At 68.6% G+C, this 20,052-nt stretch carries 21 protein-coding genes; 9 read left to right on the top strand and 12 right to left on the bottom strand.

Annotated features, from left to right (window positions below; genetic code table 11):
- The first annotated feature begins 9 nt into the window (after positions 1-9).
- The gene (locus O7631_RS26925) at positions 10-735 is read left to right on the top strand and encodes a flavodoxin family protein (protein ID WP_278146846.1); all 726 of its coding nucleotides are present in this window, start codon (positions 10-12) and stop codon (positions 733-735) included.
- Positions 736-802: 67 nt separating this feature from the next.
- Complete coding sequence (locus tag O7631_RS26920) at positions 803-1,741, top strand: DUF5996 family protein (RefSeq protein ID WP_278146845.1); 939 nt, start codon at positions 803-805, stop codon at positions 1,739-1,741.
- A 52-nt stretch (positions 1,742-1,793) separates the two neighbouring features.
- Here O7631_RS26920 and O7631_RS26915 read toward each other — a convergent pair whose 3' ends face one another.
- The 8 genes from O7631_RS26915 to O7631_RS26880 form a co-directional block, all read right to left on the bottom strand.
- Entirely contained in the window at positions 1,794-2,192 is a 399-nt protein-coding gene (locus O7631_RS26915) for a cupin domain-containing protein (RefSeq protein WP_278146844.1), read from the bottom strand.
- A 100-nt stretch (positions 2,193-2,292) separates the two neighbouring features.
- Positions 2,293-3,516, bottom strand: coding sequence for an iron-containing alcohol dehydrogenase (locus tag O7631_RS26910; protein WP_278146843.1), 1,224 nt, complete (start codon positions 3,514-3,516; stop codon positions 2,293-2,295).
- 64 nt (positions 3,517-3,580) lie between these two features.
- Entirely contained in the window at positions 3,581-5,041 is a 1,461-nt protein-coding gene (locus O7631_RS26905) for an NAD-dependent succinate-semialdehyde dehydrogenase (protein WP_278146842.1), read from the bottom strand.
- 109 nt (positions 5,042-5,150) lie between these two features.
- Positions 5,151-6,227: an ABC transporter ATP-binding protein gene (locus O7631_RS26900; RefSeq protein WP_278146841.1), complete on the bottom strand. Its 1,077-nt coding sequence runs from the start codon at positions 6,225-6,227 to the stop codon at positions 5,151-5,153.
- Positions 6,227-7,294: an ATP-binding cassette domain-containing protein gene (locus O7631_RS26895; RefSeq protein ID WP_278146840.1), complete on the bottom strand. Its 1,068-nt coding sequence runs from the start codon at positions 7,292-7,294 to the stop codon at positions 6,227-6,229. Before O7631_RS26895 ends, O7631_RS26900 begins: the two co-directional genes overlap by 1 nt.
- On the bottom strand, positions 7,294-8,205 hold the full coding sequence (locus O7631_RS26890; protein ID WP_278146839.1) for a carbohydrate ABC transporter permease: 912 nt from the start codon (positions 8,203-8,205) through the stop codon (positions 7,294-7,296). Before O7631_RS26890 ends, O7631_RS26895 begins: the two co-directional genes overlap by 1 nt.
- Positions 8,205-9,113 carry a sugar ABC transporter permease gene (locus tag O7631_RS26885; protein WP_278146838.1) on the bottom strand — a complete coding sequence of 303 codons (909 nt, stop codon included), beginning with the start codon at positions 9,111-9,113 and terminating at the stop codon, positions 8,205-8,207. The genes O7631_RS26890 and O7631_RS26885 overlap by 1 nt, the downstream gene beginning before the upstream one ends.
- Before the next feature lie 38 nt (positions 9,114-9,151).
- Positions 9,152-10,510, bottom strand: coding sequence for an extracellular solute-binding protein (locus tag O7631_RS26880; protein WP_278146837.1), 1,359 nt, complete (start codon positions 10,508-10,510; stop codon positions 9,152-9,154).
- 437 nt (positions 10,511-10,947) lie between these two features.
- On the opposite strand from O7631_RS26880, the gene O7631_RS26875 reads away from it, so the two are divergent.
- From O7631_RS26875 to O7631_RS26865, 3 genes are all read left to right on the top strand, one after another.
- Complete coding sequence (locus O7631_RS26875) at positions 10,948-11,601, top strand: GntR family transcriptional regulator (protein WP_278146836.1); 654 nt, start codon at positions 10,948-10,950, stop codon at positions 11,599-11,601.
- A gap of 87 nt (positions 11,602-11,688) precedes the next feature.
- Positions 11,689-12,258, top strand: a complete 570-nt coding sequence (locus O7631_RS26870; RefSeq protein ID WP_269678100.1) for a DJ-1/PfpI family protein — start codon at positions 11,689-11,691, stop codon at positions 12,256-12,258.
- Between the two features lie 19 nt (positions 12,259-12,277).
- The gene (locus O7631_RS26865; RefSeq protein WP_278146835.1) at positions 12,278-13,102 is read left to right on the top strand and encodes an alpha/beta hydrolase; all 825 of its coding nucleotides are present in this window, start codon (positions 12,278-12,280) and stop codon (positions 13,100-13,102) included.
- Between the two features lie 43 nt (positions 13,103-13,145).
- On the opposite strand, the gene O7631_RS26860 is transcribed toward O7631_RS26865, so the two are convergent.
- The 3 genes from O7631_RS26860 to O7631_RS26850 all read right to left on the bottom strand — a co-directional run bounded on the left by O7631_RS26860 (position 13,146) and on the right by O7631_RS26850 (position 16,586).
- Positions 13,146-14,954 (bottom strand): S9 family peptidase, encoded by a 1,809-nt coding sequence (locus tag O7631_RS26860; RefSeq protein WP_278146834.1) that lies wholly within the window; start codon positions 14,952-14,954, stop codon positions 13,146-13,148.
- A gap of 80 nt (positions 14,955-15,034) precedes the next feature.
- Entirely contained in the window at positions 15,035-15,268 is a 234-nt protein-coding gene (locus O7631_RS26855) for a hypothetical protein (protein WP_278146833.1), read from the bottom strand.
- A gap of 64 nt (positions 15,269-15,332) precedes the next feature.
- The gene (locus O7631_RS26850; RefSeq protein WP_278146832.1) at positions 15,333-16,586 is read right to left on the bottom strand and encodes a GAF domain-containing SpoIIE family protein phosphatase; all 1,254 of its coding nucleotides are present in this window, start codon (positions 16,584-16,586) and stop codon (positions 15,333-15,335) included.
- 194 nt (positions 16,587-16,780) lie between these two features.
- Here O7631_RS26850 and O7631_RS26845 point away from each other — a divergent pair, with 194 nt between their 5' ends.
- From O7631_RS26845 to O7631_RS26835, 3 genes are all read left to right on the top strand, one after another.
- Positions 16,781-17,212 carry an ATP-binding protein gene (locus O7631_RS26845; protein ID WP_278146831.1) on the top strand — a complete coding sequence of 144 codons (432 nt, stop codon included), beginning with the start codon at positions 16,781-16,783 and terminating at the stop codon, positions 17,210-17,212.
- 122 nt (positions 17,213-17,334) lie between these two features.
- Entirely contained in the window at positions 17,335-17,730 is a 396-nt protein-coding gene (locus O7631_RS26840; RefSeq protein ID WP_278146830.1) for a hypothetical protein, read from the top strand.
- Entirely contained in the window at positions 17,727-18,266 is a 540-nt protein-coding gene (locus O7631_RS26835; protein ID WP_278146829.1) for a TetR/AcrR family transcriptional regulator, read from the top strand. The genes O7631_RS26840 and O7631_RS26835 overlap by 4 nt, the downstream gene beginning before the upstream one ends.
- 91 nt (positions 18,267-18,357) lie before the next feature.
- On the opposite strand, the gene O7631_RS26830 is transcribed toward O7631_RS26835, so the two are convergent.
- Positions 18,358-18,996: a TetR/AcrR family transcriptional regulator gene (locus O7631_RS26830; protein ID WP_278146828.1), complete on the bottom strand. Its 639-nt coding sequence runs from the start codon at positions 18,994-18,996 to the stop codon at positions 18,358-18,360.
- An 83-nt stretch (positions 18,997-19,079) separates the two neighbouring features.
- On the opposite strand from O7631_RS26830, the gene O7631_RS26825 reads away from it, so the two are divergent.
- A complete protein-coding gene (locus tag O7631_RS26825) occupies positions 19,080-19,880 on the top strand; it encodes an SDR family NAD(P)-dependent oxidoreductase (protein ID WP_278146827.1) in 801 nt (266 codons plus the stop codon).
- The last annotated feature ends 172 nt before the right edge of the window (positions 19,881-20,052 follow it).

Below are 20,052 nucleotides of genomic sequence, written 5' to 3'. Positions count from 1 at the left end.
GACCCGCCCATGACCGCGTCGGCGATCGAGAAGCCCGATTTCACCGGTTTGCGAGCGATGTACATCAACTGCACCCTGAATCGTTCCCCCGCGCGTAGCCACACCCAGGGGGTCGTCGATCGCAGTGTGGCGATCATGGAGGCGAACGGGGTCGCCGTGGACCAGATTCGCGCCGTCGACCACGACATCGCCACCGGTGTCCGACCCGACATGACCGAGTACGGGGCGGACACCGACGAGTGGCCCGCGCTGCTGACCCGGGTGCTCGCAGCCGACATCCTGGTCATCGCCGGGCCGATCTGGCTCGGCGACAACAGTTCGGTAACCCGTCGGGTGATCGAGCGGCTCTACGGCTACTCCGGCGTGCTCAACGAGCAGGGCCAGTACGCTTACTACGGTCGGGTCGCGGGCTGCCTGCTCACCGGCAACGAGGATGGCCTGAAGCACTGCGCGATGAGCATCCTCTACAGCCTGCAGCACATCGGCTTCGCCGTCCCGCCGCAGGCGGACGCGGGTTGGCTCGGCGAGGTCGGCCCCGGGCCGTCCTACCTCGACGAGGGCTCCGGCGGGCCGGAGAACGACTTCACCAACCGCAATACCGCGTTCATGACCTACAACCTGCTCCACCTCGCGTCGATGATGCGCCGCACCGGTGGATTCCCGGCCTACGGCAACCAGCGCACGGCGTGGGAGGCAGGAGTTCATTCGGACGCCGCCAACCCGGAGTACCGCTGACGCGGCGACCGGCCACGACAACGACATTTGTCACCCGCTGGTGACAGCACCAAGGATGTGAGTAGCGATGACGAGCCTGACGACGACGACATGGCCGAGCCTGCGGGTCTCGGACTGGACCGCCACCCGCGACACGGTGCACATGTGGACCCAGATCGTCGGCAAGATCCGCATGGCGCACGCTCCGTTTCTCAACCACTGGTGGCAGGTGAGCCTGTACGTGAGCCCACGCGGGTTGACGACGTCCGCCATCCCGTACGGCACGGGAGTCTTCGAGATCGAGTTCGACTTCATCGGCCATCGGCTCGACGTACGCACCAGCGACGGCGGCGCGCGGAGCCTCGCGCTCCGGCCCATGCCGGTCGCCGAGTTCTACTCGCGGATCATGGCCATGCTCGACGAACTCGGGATCGAGGCACCGATCCGGCCGTACCCCAACGAGGTCGACCCGGCGATCCCGTTCGCCGAGGACCACGAGCACGCCTCCTACGACGCAGACGCGGCCGCACTGTTCTGGCGACAGTTGTTGCAGGCGAATCGGGTGATCGGCGAGTTCCGGTCGCATTTCGTGGGCAAGGTCAGCCCGGTGCACTTCTTCTGGGGCGGGATGGATCTCGCCTGCACCCGCTTCTCCGGCCGGTCGGCCCCGCCACACCCCGGGGGCGTGCCCAACTGCGGGGACTGGGTCATGGTCGAGGGCTACTCCCGCGAACTGTCCAGCTGCGGATTCTGGCCCGGCGGCGGCGAGGAAGGCGCCTTCTACTCGTACGCCTATCCGGCACCGGACGGGTTCGCCGAGCGGCAGGTCGGTCCTGACGGCGCGTACTACAGCGCCGAGTTCCAGCAGTTCCTCCTGCCCTACGAGGCCGCCCGTGCCGCACCGGACCCGGACCGCGCGGTGGCCGAGTTCCTCCGCACCACGTACGAGGCCGCCGCCGATCTCGGGAACTGGGACCGTTCCGCGTTGGAGGACGACCCCCTCCGGTGGCACCGTTCTCCTGCGTGAGGAGGCCGATGCTCGTGGATGCGGCGCGCTCAGCGCACGTCCGGGCAGGCGCTCACGGCATGGTGAAGTCGGCGAAGTCGAAGCCCGGGCTCACCACGCAACTGACGAGTACGTGCGTGTCGCCCGCCGGTGTCGCCGACTGCCACTCGCCTGCCGGGACCAGGACCTGCGGGCACTCGGCACTCAGGATCGTGGGTCGACTGCCCCTGCCGACGGTCAGCGCCAGCGGTCCGCCCGAGTGCCAGAACCAGATCTCGTCCGACCGCACGGTGTGCCAGGCCGACTCGTCACCCGGCTCCAGAAGGAAGAGGATCGCCGTCGCGGCGGCACGGCGGCCCGGGTAGCCGTCGGGCTCGAACGTGACAGCGGACCGATAGGTTTCCCGGAACCACCCACCTTCGGGGTGCGGTTGCAGATCGAATTGTTCGGCAAGAGGCGGACGTACGGTCATGAGGGGCCACTGTAGTGGCCGACACCACGGAGGTACGCGACGTCGGGCTTCCCGCTGCGCCGAGGCGTCACCGCGCGCCGGTCACCACCTCTGCTCGACGTCAGGACAGCACGCGTCGGGTCCGGTCTCCGGTCCAGGCCGCGTCGAGGATTGCCGTCAGGCTGGCGGTGTCGGTCGGGCCTGGATGGTTCTGGATCAGGCGGGTGACGCCACTGGCCATCTCCGCGAAGCGCGGAAGGTCGGCCCGTGCCACGCCGATGTCCGCCAGCGTGGGAGGGATACCGATGTCGGCGAGGAGCCCGTCGAGCCAGGTGAGGAACGTGTCCGCGGCCTCGGCATCCGAGGCGCCGGCCACGTCGAGACCGCACACCCCGGCAAGCACTGCCAACCGGTCGCCGATGGCGTCTTTGGCCGCCTCCAGCGCGTAGGGCAGGAGCAACCCGACGCCCAGGCCGTGCGGCGTGTGGGTGGCTGCGCCGATGGGGTACTGGAGAGCGTGCGGGGCCGCGTTGCCCGCGTGGGAGAAGGCGAGCCCGGCGAGCATCGACCCGTAGGACATGTCCGCCCGGGCGTCCGTGTCGCCTCCGTCCCTGACCGCACGTCGCAGGCTACGGGCGATCCGCTCGGCGGCCAGGAGCGCGTAGTGGTCGGTGATCGGGTTGCGGCCGAGGAAGACCTGCTCCACCGGGTCGCGCGGTCCGTGGGGCCGGGGTCGCGCGGTGTAGCTCTCCACCGCGTGGCAGAACGCGTCGATGCCGGAGTGGGCGGTGACGGTCGCCGGGCAGGTGTACGTGAGTTCCGGGTCGACGATCGCGAAGTCGGGCACGATGTGGACGCTGGACACCCCCACCTTCAGCTCGCGGTCCGGGTCGGTCAACACCGACACGGGTGTGAGCTCGGAGCCGGTGCCGGACGTCGTCGGGACCGCGACGAGCGGCATCGTCGGCCCGGGGACCTTCGACTCGCCGTAGAAGTCGCGCGGCGTCCCACCGTGGCGTCGGATGACGCCGACGATCTTGGCGAGGTCGATCACCGTGCCACCCCCGATGGCGAGGATCACGTCGGCGTCCACCTCGGCGGCGGCCGAGACGGCAAGGTCGACGTCGGTGAGTGGCACGTCCGGGGTCGCGTCGCAGAACACCCCGACCACAGCGACCTTCTCCCGCACGGCGGCAACGATGTCGGCCACGCCCGGCTGCCCCAGAAGAACCTGGTCGGTCACGATGAGGACGCGCGACCCACTCTCGGCCACCACCCGTGGGATGTTCTGCGCGACCCCTTCGCCCACGATCAGCTGGCGTGGTCCGCGGACGGTCTCAAGCATGTCGGTGCCTCTTTCGGAACGTCGGCGGTGATGTGCTGGGCGGACGCCCGGAGCAACAGGCCGGTCATGGCAGGTCGATCGCCGCGTAGGTGACGTCGAGGTATTCGAGGATGCCCTCGTGCGACCCCTCCTTACCGATCCCGGACTGCTTGACGCCTCCGAACGGGGCGGACGGGTCCGATATGAGACCGCGGTTGACCCCGACCATCCCCGTCTCCAGCCCTTCGGTGAACCGGAGCGCCCGCTGGAGGTCCCGGGTGAAGACGTATCCGACCAGGCCGTGCTCGGTGTCGTTGGCCTTCGCGATCACCTCGTCGTCGGACGTGAACGAGATGATCGGCGCCACCGGGCCGAAGATCTCCGTCTCCAGCATCCGCGCGTCCTCGGGTACGTCGACGAGGACGGTGGGCGGGTAGAAGTGGCCCGGCCCGTCCGGACGCTCGCCCCCCACCAGGACCCGGGCACCGCGATCGACCGCGTCGGCGACCAGTTCGGCGATCGTGGTGACCGAGGCCTCGTCGATCAACGCCCCGACGTCCACGCCGTCGTCGAGACCGTGGCCCACCGACAGCGCGGCCATCCGCTCGGCGAAGCGCGCCGTGAACTCCTCCCGCACCGGCTCCTCGACGTAGATCCGGTTGGCCGCGATGCAGGACTCCCCGATGTTGCGCATCTTGGCCACCATGGCACCGTCGACAGCGACGTCCAGGTCGGCGTCCGCACACACGATCAGGGCCGCGTTGCCACCCAGTTCCATCGAGGTACGCAGCACATTGTCCGCAGCCTGTCGCAGCAGTACGCGCCCGACCTCGGTCGACCCGGTGAACGAGAGCTTGCGGGTCCGACCGTCGGCGAGCAGTGCGGAGACCACAGCGCCGGAACGCCTGGTGGTCACCACGTTGACGACGCCCGGGGGGACGCCGACCTCCTCCATGACGCGGGCCAGCAACAGCATGGTGAGTGGCGTCTGGCCCGCCGGCTTGGTGACCGTCGTGCAGCCCGCGGCCAACGCGGGGGCGATCTTGCGGGCGCCCATGGCCAACGGGAAGTTCCAGGGCGTCACGAAGACGCACGGTCCGACCGGCTTCGGCACGGTGAGGATCCGGTATCCGCCTGCGGGAGCGACGCTGTAGCGCCCCTCGACGCGCACCGCCTCCTCGGCGAACCAGCGGAAGAACTCGGCGCCGTAGGCCACCTCCGCCCGAGCCTCGGCGAGCGGCTTGCCCATCTCGAGCGTTATCAGCCGGGCGATCTGCTCGGATCGCTCGGTCAGTGCCCGGTACGTCGCTGTCAACAACTCCGACCGTTTCCGCGGCGGGGTGGCAGCCCACTCGGCCATTGCCTTGCTCGCCGCGTCCAGAGCCGCGAGCCCGTCGACGACGTCGGCGTCGGCCACCTCGGCGATGGTCTTGCCGGTGGCCGGGTCCTCGACCGCGAAGGTGGCTCCGCTCTCGGCGTCGCGCCAGGCGTCGCCGATCCGGAGCCGCCGGTGCTCGGGGGCCAGGACGTCCATCGGGTCACTCATTGCGCCGCCTCCTGGTGATCTTCTTGATGGTGGGCAGGGCGACGCCCCGCCCACCGGCCGCCTTTCCGGGCCACCGGCGGGCGTAGCGTGCCGTCGCCGCCCAGGGCGGCTAACGCCCGGCCGCGGACAGCGACAGCCCGGTGTCCGCGTCGAACAGGTGCGCACGGTCCAGGTCGACGGTGACCTGCAGCCGTTCGCCCGGCGTACCGGTGACGGTGGGTCGTGCCTTCACCTTGAGGATCTCCGTCCCCACTCGGACGTCGACCACCGTGCGGTCACCGAGCGGTTCGAGCCCGTAGAGCTCGCCCGACAACGAGGCGTCCCCACGCTGCTCGACGGACAGGTCCTCCGCCCGCACGCCCAGCAGCAGCGCACGGCCGTCCTCAGCCGTGGTCCAGCGGGGCCGCGGCAGCGTCCAGCCGCCCGCACCGACCAGACGATCACCCTCGGCGCGGCAGGCGAGCAGGCTGATCGGGGGACTCCCGACGAATCCGGCGACCCACTGGTTGGCCGGACGTTCGTACACCTCGGTCGGTGTCCCGACCTGTTGCACGGTCCCGTCCTTGAGGACCGCTACCTGGTCGGCCATGGACAGGGCCTCGACCTGGTCGTTGGTCACGTAGACGAAGGTCGTTCCGAGGCTGCGGTGGATGCGGGTGAGCTCGGTGCGCATCTCGACGCGGAGCTTGAGGTCGAGGTTCGTCAGCGGTTCGTCCATGAGGAACGCGCGCGGGCTGCGGACCAGTGCCCGGGCCAGGGCCACACGCTGCATCTCACCGCCCGACAGTTGTGCGGGACGACGTTGCAGCAGACGCTCGATGTGCAGCAGGCTCGACATCCGCTCGACTGCGGTGGCGATCTCGCCCGACGAACAGCGGCGTGCCCGCAGCGGCGAGGCGATGTTCTCGTACACCGTGTGCCGCGGGTAGAGGGCGTAGTTCTGGAAGACCATGGCCAGGTCGCGTGCGGCCGGAGCGTCACCGGTCGCGTCCCTGCCGTCCAGACGCACCGACCCGGCGTCGAGCTTCTCCAGGCCGGCGATCGCGCGCAGCGTCGTCGTCTTGCCCGCCCCGGAGGGCCCGAGCACCACGAAGAACGAACCGTCCGGTACGTCCAGCGTCACCCCGTCCAGGGCCTGGACCTTGCCGAAGGACTTGCGCAGCCCACTCGCTGCCACGGTTCCCATCAGGCCACCAGTTCTTCCGTGCGCAGGTCGTAGACGGCCGGGGTTCCGCCGGTGTGTCGCAGCCCGACCGTCGCGTCGGCGTCGAAACGGACGGTCGGTGGCATCCGAACCCGCACGTCGCGCTGGCCGTTGTGGTCGACCACGTAGATGATCTCGTCGCCCAGCCATTCCGCCGAGACCACGCGGGCCGGGACCGAGTGTTCCGCCCCCGGTGCGGTGACCTCCAGCGCCTCCGGTCGGACGCCGGCAACCAGGTCACGGTCGCGCGGCAGATCCGCCGGCGGCGTGAGGACCAGCCCGCCCTGACCGCGAAGCTTCCCGTCGGCCACCTCGACCTCGATGAGGTTCATCGGCGGGGAGCCGATGAAGGCGGCGCAGAACAGACTCGCCGGACGGTCGTAGACCTCGAGTGGCGTGCCGATCTGCTCGACGCGGCCCTTGTTGAGGATGGCGATCCGGTGACCGAGCGACATCGCCTCGACCTGGTCATGGGTGACGTAGACCATCGTCGCCCCCATTTCTCCCTGCAGGTGCTTGATCTCCGTGCGCATGTCCGCCCTCAGTTCCGCGTCCAGATTGGTGAGGGGTTCGTCCATGAGGAATGCGCGCGGTCGTCGCACCAGGGCGCGAGCGAGCGCGACGCGCTGCTGCTCCCCGCCGGACAGCTGGCGCGGTCGCCGGTCCAGGAGCGGTCCGAGCCGCATCAGCCGGGCGGCCTCGGCGACCCGCTCCTGCACCTCCTCCTTGGGCAGTCCCTCGGCCCGCAGTGGGAACGCCAGGTTGTCGCGGGTCTTCAGGTGCGGGTAGAGAGCGTAGAACTGGAACACCATGGCGATGTCGCGCTCGGCCGGCGGCAGGTCGTTGACCAGCGTGTCACCGATGCGGATGTCGCCGCTCGTCTGCCTCTCCAGGCCGGCGATGGCCCGCAGCGTGGTCGTCTTACCGCAACCAGAGGGGCCGAGCATCACGAACAGCTCGCCGTCCTTGATGGACAGGTCGACGTGGTCGACCGCGACCGTGCCGTCCGGGTAGCGCTTGTGCAGGCTGGTCACCTCGATGCCCGCCATCAGCGTCGCACCGCCCCGAGCGTCACACCGGCGATGAGGTGTTTGCGCACCAGGTACGCGAAGACGAGCACCGGTAGGGCGAACACGACCGAGGCGGCGGCCACGAGACCCCAGTCGGTGGTGGTGCCGCCGATGAGGCCGGCGATGGCGGGCGGAGCTGTCTGCACATTCTCACTGGAGGTGAGGAAGATGGCGAACACGAACTCGTTCCACGAGAAGATGAGTGCGAAGACCGCCGTCGCGGCTATGCCGGGCACGAGCAGGGGAAGGGTGAACTTTCGGAACGCCTGGAATCGGGTCCAGCCGTCGAGCATGGCGGCATCCTCGTACTCGGCGGGCACCTCGTCGACGAACCCCTTCATCATCCAGATCGTGAACGGGACGTTGAACGCGGTGTAGATGAGAATCAGGCCGATCTTGGTGTCGGTGAGGTCGACCTCCCGGTACATGAGGAAGATCGGAATCACGACCACCACGGGCGGCATGAAGCGGGTGGACAGGATGAAGAACAGTTGGTCCTTCTTGGCCTTCACGGCGAGGCGTGAGTAGGCCCAGGCCGCCGGCACCCCCAGCACGGTGGCCAGCAGCGTCGAGACCCCGGCGACCACGACGGAGTTGAGGAACGAGACGGACACGGGCTGACGGCCACTGTCGGAGGCGACGAACACGTCCCTGTAATGGTCCAGGGTGACCTTGAAGTCGAAGAACTTCGCCGGGATGGCGTACACGTCCCGGTTGTCCTTGATGGACGTCTCGATCATCCACAGCACCGGGAAGAGCATCACGACGGCCAGCGCGGTCAGCAGCGCGACCTCCAGCACGGAGCGACCCCGGCCGCTGCGGCGGCGAGTGGAGGGCGTGTGATCCGGGGCAGGACCTGTGGACACGGCCTCGTCGACGGAGACGGCCATCAGCCCTCCTTGAGCTTGTTCAGGTAACGCAGGTACAACTGCGAGAGGACGATGACGACGAGGACCATGAGGATCCCGTACGCCGAGGCGGTTCCGGTGTTGAAGCCCAGGAACGCGACCTTGTAGACGTGGAACGACAACGTCTCGGTGGAGACGCCCGGGCCCCCGTTGGTGAGGATGTAGACGAGGTCGAACAGCCGGAACGCTTCGATACCCCGGAACATCACGGCAATGAGCAGCAGCGGCCACACCAGCGGAAGAGTGATGGTGCGGAAGCGGAACCACTCGGACGCCCGGTCGATCGAGGCGGCCTCGTACAGGTACTTCGGAACCGCGCTGAGGCCCGCGAGCGCGATGAGCATGATGAACGGCGTCCACTGCCAGGTGTCGACCACGATCAGGGAGACCAGTGCCGTCCGCTGCCGGGTGAGCCACTCCACCTGCCCCAGGCCGAGCGACCCGAGCATGCTGTTGACCACGCCGAACTGCGCGTCGAGCATGAATCGCCAGAACAGCCCGACCACGACCGGCGACAGCATCATCGGAATGAGGAACACGGTGGTCAGCAGTCCTCGCCCGCGCGTACGCCGTGAGATCAGGTAGGCGATGGCGAAGCCGAGCACGGTCTGCAGGCCGACAGCGCCGACCACGTAGATCAGCGTCGTCAGGGCTCTCTGGTGGACCTGCGCCGACGTCAGGATGGCGGTGTAGTTCCCGAACCCGATGAAGTCGGCGGGCCCCCCGCGGGTGGCCGAGTAGTCGGTGAAGGACAGGTACAACGCCCACAGCAACGGGAACACCGACATGCCGAGCAACAGCAGGAGCGCGGGGGAGACGAAGGTGACGGCGAGCCAGCGGTCACTCAGCCGGCGGGACCGACCCGGTGCGGGTGACGTCGCAGACGCCACCCGCCCGAGGTCGTCGGTCTTGACAGGTGCGGGGCCACTCACAGTCCGCCGCCGCCCTTACGGCTGCTCGAGTCGAGCACGCGCTGCTGCTCCTTGGCGATGTCGTCGAGCGCGTCCTTCGGCTTCTTCGCGCCGTTCAGAGCCGCGTTGACGTTCGTGTTCTCGATGTCGACGAGGCGCGCGTACTCGGGCACGTTCCACATGTCCCGCATCCGTGGCACCGAGTCGGCGTACACCTTGTTGAACGGCCCGGCGTTGAGGAACTCGGGGGATTGGATCGCGTCGGTACGCGACGGCACGCCACCCGCCGCGGCCCACTTCTTCTGGATGTCAGCCCGCTCGAACCACTTCATGAAGTTCAGGGCCTCCGCCTGGTTTGCCGCCGCGGAGTAGGCCGACACGTGCATCCCCATACCGCCGAGAGGGACCAGGTTCGTCTTCTGGCTCGGCAGGGTGGCGAAACCCAGCTTGTCGAGAATCTGCTCCCGGCTGGTGCCGAGCGTCGACTGCTTCGGATCGAGCAGACCGCCGCTCGCGGCGATCCAGTTGAACGCGATGCACGCCTTGCCCTGCGCGACGGCGGCGTTCACCTCGTCGATGAACCAGTTGCCGGAACCCTTGGCGGTCAGCGGCTTCATCTTGTTGACCAGGACGTCCATCGCCTCCTGGCCCGCGGCGTCGTTGAGGACGCCATCGATCTTGCGGGCCTTGGAGTCCCAGAGGTTGCCGCCGTAGACGCCGTTGACGGTGTTGTAGGTGACGGCCGCGGCGTCGGAGCCGTTGGCCTGGTGGAACGCCAGCCCGCTGACGCCGGGGTTGTCCGCCTGGCACTTCTCGGCGGCTGAGATCATCTCGTCCCAGGTCTGCGGCGGCTTGTCGCCGATCAGGTCCTTGCGGTAGATCATCGTCCAGGTGTCGCCGAGCAGCGGCAGTCCGTACAGGCTGGCGTTCTCGTCGCGCTTGCCGGTCTCCGCCTGGGGGAACTGGCCGTAGGCCGCCAGGAGGTACGGGTCGTAGGCGTTGACCTCGATGTTGTTCTTGACGAAGTCGGTGAGGTCGAGGATGTTGCCGTTCGTCACCGCCTCGCCGATGTGCTGCGAGTCCAGGATCGCGATGTCGAAGTCGGTCTTGCGCGCGGCGAACTGGGTGAACATCGCGTCGTGCCAGTTCGCGTTCGGCACGGTGTTGACCTTGATGGTCGCGTTCGGCCGCTCCTTCTTGTACTCCGCGTTGGCGAAGGCCTCCAGTGCTTGCGCGGGGGGCCATTCGAACCAGATGAAGCTGAGGGTCAGCGGGTCCTTGGTGAGCTCCGGGATGGTCGCCGGTGCCTTGGGGGCGCTCGCCTTCGCGTCGCCGTCGTCCTTGCCATCGCCGCAAGCCGCCACGGTCGTGGCCATCAGCAGCATGGCCGCCGCCGCCAGCTGCACCTTCCGGCCGGGACCGGATGTCCGTCCTGTTCGCTTCAAACGCCGCATATGCCTGCCTGCTTTCTGGGTTCGGACTTCTAGGGCCTCGCTAGGTGCTTCGCCGAGCAGGTGCCGGGTGGTTCAAGCGTGTTACCGGGCTGTCGCGGGGGTGATCCGCGGCCGGTGTCACGGGTGCGGTGATGTACCGGGTCTTCATGGCACCGAGAAGATCTTCGGTCCAGGTTTCCTATACGATCCAGTGGGGGCGTCAGCATGTCGCAGCGCTGTGACAGATGTCAACAGGTTCCCGAAGACGCAAGAAAGGGCCTCACGTCACGATGGACGACGAAGCGATCACCGCGCGGGGACGTAGGGCCGTGACGGGAGGGATGCCGCCGGGAAGAGCCGGCGGCCGGCTCGCCGACGAGGTGTACGACACGCTGCTCGGACAGCTGATGTCGCTACGGATCGAGCCCGGCTCCCGGGTGACGATCGACGTCCTGGCCCGAGAGCTGGGGGTCTCGCAGACGCCCATCCGGGACGCCCTGAACCGCATGGAGGCCGAGGGCCTGGTCGTGCGTGTGCCTCATGCCGGCTACCGAATTCCTCCGCAGATCACCCGTCACCGGTTCGAGGACATGCTCGAGGTCCGTCTGCTCCTCGAACCGGCGGCGGCCCGCAGGTCCGCCGAGCGCGCGTCATCGGAGCAGGTGGCCGGGCTGCGACGAATGCTGGAGGAGATGGCGGAGCTGGAGGGGGGAAGCGGGCCCGCGGCCTACGGCGCCTTCGGGCTGCGCGACGCCGCCTTTCACGATCTGGTCGCCCTGAGCGCGGAGAACCAGGTCATCCGTGAGGCGCTCGCTCGCCTGCACAGCCACGTGCATCTCTTCCGGCTCCACCACGACACCCAGGTCACCCACCTGGCGATGGCCGAGCACGAGGACGTCGTGGCCGCGATCGCCGCGCGTGACCCCGACGCCGCCGCCTACGCGATGCGTCGGCACATCCTGCGATCGGGTGATCGTTTCCGCCGATTGTTCGATGAAGTCACCGATGCGAATGGAATGACGGTGGAGGCTTGACGGGCGAGCGGGGTCGGGCGATGCTAACGCGATCGGATCAGATCGGATTGGATCCCCACCACCCGTCCCAAACGCGAGGAGAAGCAGGTGCCCAGAGCGCTGCTCCTGACCGGCGACGCCGCCGAGGAACTCGACACCATGTATCCCTACTACCGCGTGCAGGAAGGCGGCTGGGACGTCGACGTCTCGTCACGGACGATGCGTGACGTGCAACTGGTCATCCACGAGTTCGACCCCAACTCCGACGCCTATGTGGAGAAGGACGGCCGGAAGCTGCCGGTCGACGTGCCCTGGGCCGACGTCGACGTCGAGCGCTACGACGCCCTCATCATTCCCGGCGGACGTGCCCCCGAGTGGATCCGGGTCGACGCCGACGTCAGGCGCATCACCGAGCACTTCTTCGCGCGCAATCTCCCCATCGCACTGGTATGCCACGGCGCGCAGGTGCCGGCGGTGTACGGGCTCCTGAAGGGTCGGAAGACGGCGTGCTTCCCGCCCATCACCGGTGACATGGAGAACGCGGGCGCGACGGTCATCGACGCCCCCGACGTCATCGACGGCAACCTCGTCTCCTGCCGGGGATGGCCCGACATGCCGCAGTTCGGCAGGGCGATGATGGAGGTCTTCTCGAAGTCCGTCAGCCCCGCATCGGCATGAGCGCAGCTGGCCTTCGGCGGTGACGACACTTCGGACCGTCACGGTCGACGGTTCCCCCGTCCACGTCCTGGAGGGCGGCACCGGGCCCGCAGTACTGCTGCTGCACGGTTCCGGACCCGGCACGACCGGGTCCGGAGCCTGGGCAACGACAGCGCAGGCACTGGGCGCGACCTGGCACCTGGTGGCTCCGGACCAGGCGGGGTTCGGCCGCACACCCGTCCCGGTGGGCTCCCGGGGCGGGCTCCAGCTGTGGACGGAGCAGGCCGCCGGCCTGATGGACGCTCTCGGTATCGAGCACTACGCGGTGGTGGGTCACTCGATGGGCGGCGCCGTGGCGCTGGCGTTGGCGGCCGCGCGCCCCCAGCAGGTCACCCGTGTCGTGGCGGTCTCGACGATGGGCACCCCCGGGGCGCCGCTGTCCGACGACCTCGACGCGATCTGGGCCGCCCCTGCCGACCCGCTCGGCGCACGGGACATGCTGAGTCGCCTCGTCCTCGACCAGGCGCTCGTGACCGACGCTGCCGTCGATGCCCGGGCGGCTGCGATGCGAGCGGGGGCGGAGGCCTATGCGTCGTTGTTTCCTCCACCCAGGGGACGATGGAACGACGACCTCACCCTGTCGGCGCAGACGCTGGCAGCGGTGAGCGCGCCCGTGCTGCTCGTTCACGGCGCGGAGGATCGGGTCACCCCGCTCGAGACGACGGCCCAGCCCTTGCTCGAACACCTGGCCGACGTCCGTCTGCACGTGCTCGACCGATGCGGGCACGTGCCGGCGACCGAGCACCCGCAGGAGTTCAGGCGACTACTGTCGCGCTTCCTCGGTGGTCAGGACCGAGACCACTGATGCCGCGCCAGCCCCGCAGCCGGTGATCGTGGCCCGGGCGGCCTCAGGCGCCGAGGTGCTCGATGAGGAACTCGCCGGCATCCGCGAAGGCCCTCGCCTGGTTGTCGCGGCGGAGCAGGCCGTGGCCTTCGTCAGTGAAGACCTCGTAGCGAACCTCGACGCCACGGGACCGAAGTCGCTCGACGATCTGATCGCTCTCGTGCCGGGGTACGCGAGGATCGTTGGCGCCCTGGATGACCATCAAGGGCGCCTCGATCCGGTCGGCGTGTGTCACCGGCGAGCGCGCCATCAGTCGATCCGCGTCGGCTTCCGGGTCACCGATGACCGCGGCCACCAACGAGCGCCACGTCGGCGGTGAGGCCTTGGCCAAGGTGACCAGGTTGCTCGGTCCGTAGAGGTCGACACCGGCGGCCCACTTCAACTCCGACAGCCGGCTCAGACACGACAACACGGCGAAGCCCCCGTAGGACGCGCCCATGACACCGATGCGATCCGGGTCGATCCACTCCTGTGCCCGCAGGTAGGCGACCGCATCGGCGAGGTCGGTCAGATCGCCGCCGCCCCAGTCGCGGTTGACGAGGTCGGAGTAGGTGCGGCCGTAACCGAGTGAACCCCGCACGTTGGGAGCGAAGACGCCGATGCCGTGTGCCAGGAGATACTGGTAGAAGCCGTCATGCAGGTAGACCGGCAACTCCTGCCAGGCCGGACCGCCGTGGATCGAGATCAGGACACCTGCTGGTCCCGGTCCTTCGGGACGGTAGAGGTAACCGGGGATCTGGCGGCCGTCGCGCGCCGGATAACGGACCAACGTCGGGTCGCGGAAGGTGGCGGGGTCGGCCGTTACCGGCCGAGCGTCGCTCAGCCACCTGAGCTCCCCGCTCTCAAGATCAATCAAGAGGATGTTCCACGGTCGGGTTGCCGTGGATAGCCGCAGCACGACGAAGCGCCCGTCGCGGGACACGGTGAGGCCGGTCGCCGCGCCGGAGGGCAGCTCCGGCATGCGGATGTCGGCACCGGTGACGAGGTCACGTCCGCGCAGGCGGGAGAACCCGTCGACGTTGACGTTCCAGACCAGGACCCGGCCGTCGTCGGAGAGAGCGACCTCCTCCACGTCCCAGTCCGGAGTGTCCAGCCAGGTGAGGGCGCCCGTCTCGGCGTCCATGACCGCGAGTCCGGTGAACTCCCGACCGACATTCGACAGGACCAGGAAACCGCTGCCGTCCCTCAGCCACGGCCCCAACCAGTAGGTCGCCACCTCGTCGTGCGGCGTCAACGAGCGTGGTTCGGCACCGTCGAGAGTGATGAGATGTACCAAATGGTCGCTGTTGGTGGTGCGCCATTCGGCGACGGTGAGCCGGGACCCGTCAGGTGACCAGTGCCCGGGGCAGGCTCTGCCGCCGCCGGCGTACACCCGTCGTACGTCGTCGGTCGACAGGTCGAGCACCAGCACATCCTGGTCGGCCGGGTCCCGGTCGTTACCGCAGTAGGCGATGAACCGGCCGTCGGGGGAGAACGGGTCGCCAAGGGCGGCTGAATACTGCACGTCCGGCGCATCGGTGAGTGGCACCGGCTCCCCGCCGGCAGCGTCGATGCGATGGAGCTGCGTGTTCTCGTCCCCACTGTCGTCGGCGAGGAACAGCAGCCACTCACCGCCGGGATGCCACGCCACCCGACGGACCGTCGTGTCGGTGCCGGCGGTGAGGCGACGCGTGTCACCAGTCGACAGTGCCTGTGTGACGAGATTGAACTGGCCGTCGGCGTCGTCCACGTAGGCGATCGAGACACCGTCGGGTGCGATGGCCAGTGTCGGCAGGAATCTCAGGCCTGACTGGAAGTCGCGGTATCCGGGCACACAGGGGATCTTAGACAGTCGATGCACTGCGTCCTTACCGTCGATAGCGGCCGGGCCTGCCGAGATGCCCCACCGAGCTGCTACCCCGCTCTGCCCTGTCGGCGGCCGGTGACGCCGCGCAGAGCCAGATAGGCGGCTCCCGCGGCCAGCACCCAGGGCGCGGCGACGATGATCGGGTCGAGCAGATGATGTCCGCGCTCCACGCGCCGGTCACGGAGGCGCGACGAGATCCCGTTGTGGGTGAACTCGCTCAGAACACCGGTCTCGGTGACCGGGTTGTCGGGGTGGCGGGTCAGGAACGACCCGATGCTCACCACCTGGCTGGCAGAGGCCCGCCCCGGCGCGTGAGCGCGGCGCCGGCGGTCAGGTCGACTCGGTCTAGGTAGTTCGCGGGTCGGCTGTCGGCGACGCTTCGTCGGTTGGTGCGGTACGGCGGATGACCAGCAGAGCGATGTCGTCATCAGGGTGCTCCGGGGCGGTGCTGGTCATGATGTGGTCGCACAGTGCCTCGGCCGGCTCGGACCGCACGGCGGTGGCGAGGCGTTCGATGCCGGTGTCGATCAGTTCGGTGCGGCGTTCGATGAGCCCGTCGGTGTAGAAGACGAGCGCCGCGCCGGGCGGTAGGTCGAGAACCGTGGTGCGGCGACTGGTCGTCGGGCGGCCCACACCGAGTGGCCGGTCCACACTCACGTCGACGGGCTGGGCGGGTTGGCCGGGGGCGATCAGGAGCGGTGGCAGGTGACCTGCGCAGGATAGGTGGACCGTCGTACGGTCGGGTGCGATGAGGGCGTAGACGGCGGTGGTCAGGGTGCCGGCCTCGAAGTGGTGAATCTTGCGGTCGAGGGACGTCAACGCCTCGGCGGGGTCGTCGGCGTCGAGCGCGTAGGCGCGTAGCGCGCTGCGGATACGTCCCATGACGACGGCGGACGGCAGACCGTGGCCGGAGACGTCGCCGATGACGGCGCCCAGCCAACCTGAGGGCAACTCGAACACGTCGTACCAGTCGCCGCCGATGCCCAGGTCGTGGCCGGGTGCGTACCGGGCGGCCAGGTCCAGACCGGGAATGTCGGGTAGCCGGGGAGGCAGAAGGCTGCGTTGCAGGGCAAGCGCGGCTTGCCGGTCGAGGACCTGCGCTCGGGCTTGACCTGCCGAGCTGGCCCGATCGGCGACGAGTTGCAGCAGCCGCACATCGTCGGGACCGAACCGCCGCAGGGTCAACGAGCCGACGTGCAACACGCCGACGAGGTTTCCGTTGGAGAGCATGGGCACGCCCAGCAGGGCACGTACACCCTTGGCGAGCAGGATGGGATTGACCACGTCGTCGGGTGTGACGTCATAGATCGTGACCGGCGCACGTGTCGCCGCGACCCGGCCGGCGAAGCCGCGCCCGACCCGGACGCGGAAGCCCCGGCGCACTTCCTCCTCCAGGCCTTTCGCCGCCGTCGCGACGAGTTCGCCGGTGTGGCCTTCCAGTAGCAGGATGGTGGCGGTGTCGACGGTGAGCAGGTCCCGGACCCGTTCGAGAAGCTCGTCGAGCAACTCGGCGATGTCCAGCCCCGACAACGCGGCGTCCGTGATCGCGTCGATACGGCGCAGCCGCTCCTCGTTCGTCACCATCTCGGCACCGCTCACCACGGCAGCCTAGACGTTGGCATGCCGCCGACGGCGCGCCAGGAACGAGATCGACGGTGTCGCGTCCGCACCGTGCGGTACCTTCCCATGTCACATTGATGCCTTCGTCGTCCGGTGCACAGGTCTCGGAGGGCGCACTCCGAGGCGCGACCAGCAGGTCGTCGGAGTTGACGTCCGGACAGAGAGGGGGAGTGGTGGCGGTCCCACCTCGCGACCATGTGCCGAGCGCTGGGAAGCCCCTCTTCTCGACGTCGTTCGCCCTCACGGACCTCGCCCGCGTTCGCAACGAGGTCGAGGCCGTCAGTCGGCGGTGCGGGCTCGACCAGGACGAGATCGAGGACTGGGTGACAGCGGTCAACGAATTGTTGATCAACGTGATTCGACACGGGGGCGGCAAGGGTGCCATTCGCCTGCTCCTGGACGGCCAGCTCACCTGTGAAGTGACCGACCAGGGGCCGGGGTTCGATGCCGCCCACTACGTTGCGCGCGTCGAGCGACCGCCTCTGTCCGGCACCGGAGGGATGGGCCTGTGGGTCGTCGGGCAGATGACCGACTACCTGTTCGTCGGCAGCGGACCTCAGGGCACCACCATCCGCATCGCGGTACGCGCCCGCGACGACGGCTAGCCCGCTGTCCCTTTCCCGCCCAGCCCACGGTGTCATGGGTGTCACCTGGTACCGGACTCCCGAGTCCGGTACCGTCGACGCTATCCGGACTCGGAAGTCCGGATAATCGAAGGGACAACCCGATGACACCGGTACGCATCAGCGACGCCATCCGCGACGTGGCCTTCGAGCCGCGACTCACTCTCGAGGAGGCTCTGGACAAGTACTACGCGCCTGACCTCATCCACATCGCCGACGGTCAGACGCGCGACCGCGCCGCGTTCGGGCAGATGGTTGCCGGCATCCGCAGCAAGGTCGTCGAGGGCACTGTGACGGTGCTCGACGAGCTGTACGACGGGCTGAACTACGCCGAGCGGCACCGCTACAAGATGACCATGACGGACGGGACGGTCGTCCACCGGGAGATGTACTACTTCGCCAAGCTTGCCGAGGACGGTCGGTTCCAGCAGGTCCACGAGAGCGGCTTCGACGTCGACCTGGAACCGGACCTGCCTCAGCCCGAAGCCGACCGGCAGTGACTCCGCACCGGCGTGCGGACGCGCTGCGAAACCACGAGCGGGTGGTGGCGGCAGCCCGTGAACTGTTCGCCGAGCGCGGTCTGGATGTGACTGTGCCCGAGGTGGCGGCGCGCGCCGGAGTCGGGCGGGCGACGGTCTACCGGAGCTACCCGAGCAAAGACGACCTGGTGCTGGCGGTCGCACAGGAGGGCTTCCGCTCGCTGCGGGCGCGTACGCTGGCCGCCGTTGCCGCCGACGACGCCTACCGGGCGTTGCTCGACTACGTGCCGGACCTGCTCGACCATCTCGCCCGCGACCGCGGCCTCGCGGCGGTGTTCTTCGAAGGTCGTCTGCTGCCCGCCGCGGACCTCGTCGACCTGATCGGCCGACTCCTTGAGGCGGCGAAAGCATCCGGACCGGTCCGGCCGGACGTCGGTGTCCTCGACGTCCGCGTCGTGCTGTGCGGCGTGGTCCGCCAGCTGATCGCGTTGGACGAACGCGATCCGACCGTGTGGCGTCGCTACGCGGATCTGATCCTCGCCGCCTTCCGTCTCTGACCAGGGTCCTGGCCGCCGACAGCCCGAGCTGCGGCGAGGACACCGTCTGCTCGGCGAGCGCTACCGGTGCCAGTCGGCCGGCACGGTCTCGTCAGCTGGGGCTGATCGCACCGGGTGCGGCATCGTCGCCGTTGGTGGCCGGCGGTGCGTTGACGAGGACCACCATCAGCTCGTGCAGGTGACGCGTAAGAGTGCCCTCATCGATCCCCGCGAGGGCCGGAGTCGCGATGACCTTTCGCATCAGCCACACTCCGGCGATCAGGGCGAGAAGCAGTTCCGCGCGTGGGGCGGCATCGGGCCCGGGCAACCTGTCGGTCAGATGCCGTCCCACGTGCTTCTCGATGCCCGCACGAATGATCTCGGCTGCCCGTGGATTGGCTGCCGACCGCAACATCAGCACGAACGGGTCCAGGCTGTCCGCCTCGGGTGAGGTCCGCGCGGCCAACCTGGCCGCCGTCCGTTCGCTCAGCACGCCCGGGTCGTCGCCCACGACGGTTCGGGGAGCGAACGAGCGGTCGACCGCCTCGGCGAACAGCTGTTCCTTCGAGCCGAAGTAGCGGTTCACCAGCATTGCGGTCACTCCGGCGCCGCCGGCGACCTCGCGTACGCCGGCTCCGTCGTATCCCAGGCGGGTGAACGCCTCGATCGCTGAGTTGAGGATCGCCTCGCGGGTGGCGCTGGCGTCGCGTCGTCGCGGGCTACCACCGGATCCGTCTGTGTCTGCCGTCACGTCTACGAGTGTAGACTACTTCGTTCAGCCAAGTCTACAGTCGTAGACATAGCAGCCTGCCGCTTTGAGACGAGGGGAAGACGATGGACCTGCAACTGACCGGCAAGCGTGCCCTGGTGACCGGCTCAAGCTCCGGCCTCGGTGAGGCGATGGCGCGACTGCTCGCCGCCGAAGGCGCCCAGGTGGTCGTACACGGGCGGAGCGAGAAGCGGGCCGCAGCGGTGGCCGAAGCGATTCGCGCAGGCGGCGGGAAGGCCGACATCGCGCTCGGTGATCTCACCATGGACGAGGGTGCGGACGCGGTGGCCGCTGCCGCTCTCGCCGGAGGCCCGGTCGACATCCTGGTCAACAACGCCGGTGCCTACAAGCATCTGTCGTGGACCGACGCCACACCGGACTCCTGGCGCGAGACTTACGAGGGCAACGTCATCTCCGGCGTACGGATGATCCAGCGACTTGTGCCTTCGATGCGTGAGCGTGGCTGGGGGCGCGTCATCACCATTGGTGGCGGCCTTGCGACGCAGCCGTTGTTCCAGCACCCGCAGTACAACGCCACCCTCGCCGCCCGGCACAACCTGGCGGTGTCGCTCGCCCGGGAATTGAAGGGCACCGGTGTGACGTCCAATATCGTCGCGCCCGGAGCGATCCTCGTCGAGGCCGTCAAGGACCTGCTGATCGAGATTGCCCCCGAACGCGGGTGGGGCGAGACCTGGGAGCAGATCGAGCAGGACGCGACGAACGAGTTGGTGCCCAACGACATCGGACGACTCGGTCGGCCGGATGAGATTGCCGCGGCGGTCGCCTTTCTCGCCAGCCCGTTGGCCGGGTACATCAGTGGCGCCAACATTCGCGTCGACGGTGGCCACATCCGCAACGTCACCTGACCCCGCACCATCGCTGCCACGACGTGAGGACGTGTGGCGGTGCCGGTGGGCGTACGAAGCGTCCACGCGGCAGTTGACAACGCTGTGGGTCTGGGCTGACAGCGGCCGATCCCACAGTGGCCCCCTCGGGTCGGTGTTTGGGGTTCTGCGTGCTCCCGCAGGGCCTCCGGTA

This window comes from Micromonospora sp. WMMD967, assembly GCF_029626165.1.
Classification (GTDB): domain Bacteria; phylum Actinomycetota; class Actinomycetes; order Mycobacteriales; family Micromonosporaceae; genus Micromonospora; species Micromonospora taraxaci.
This window is presented reverse-complemented; position numbering and strand designations above follow the sequence as displayed.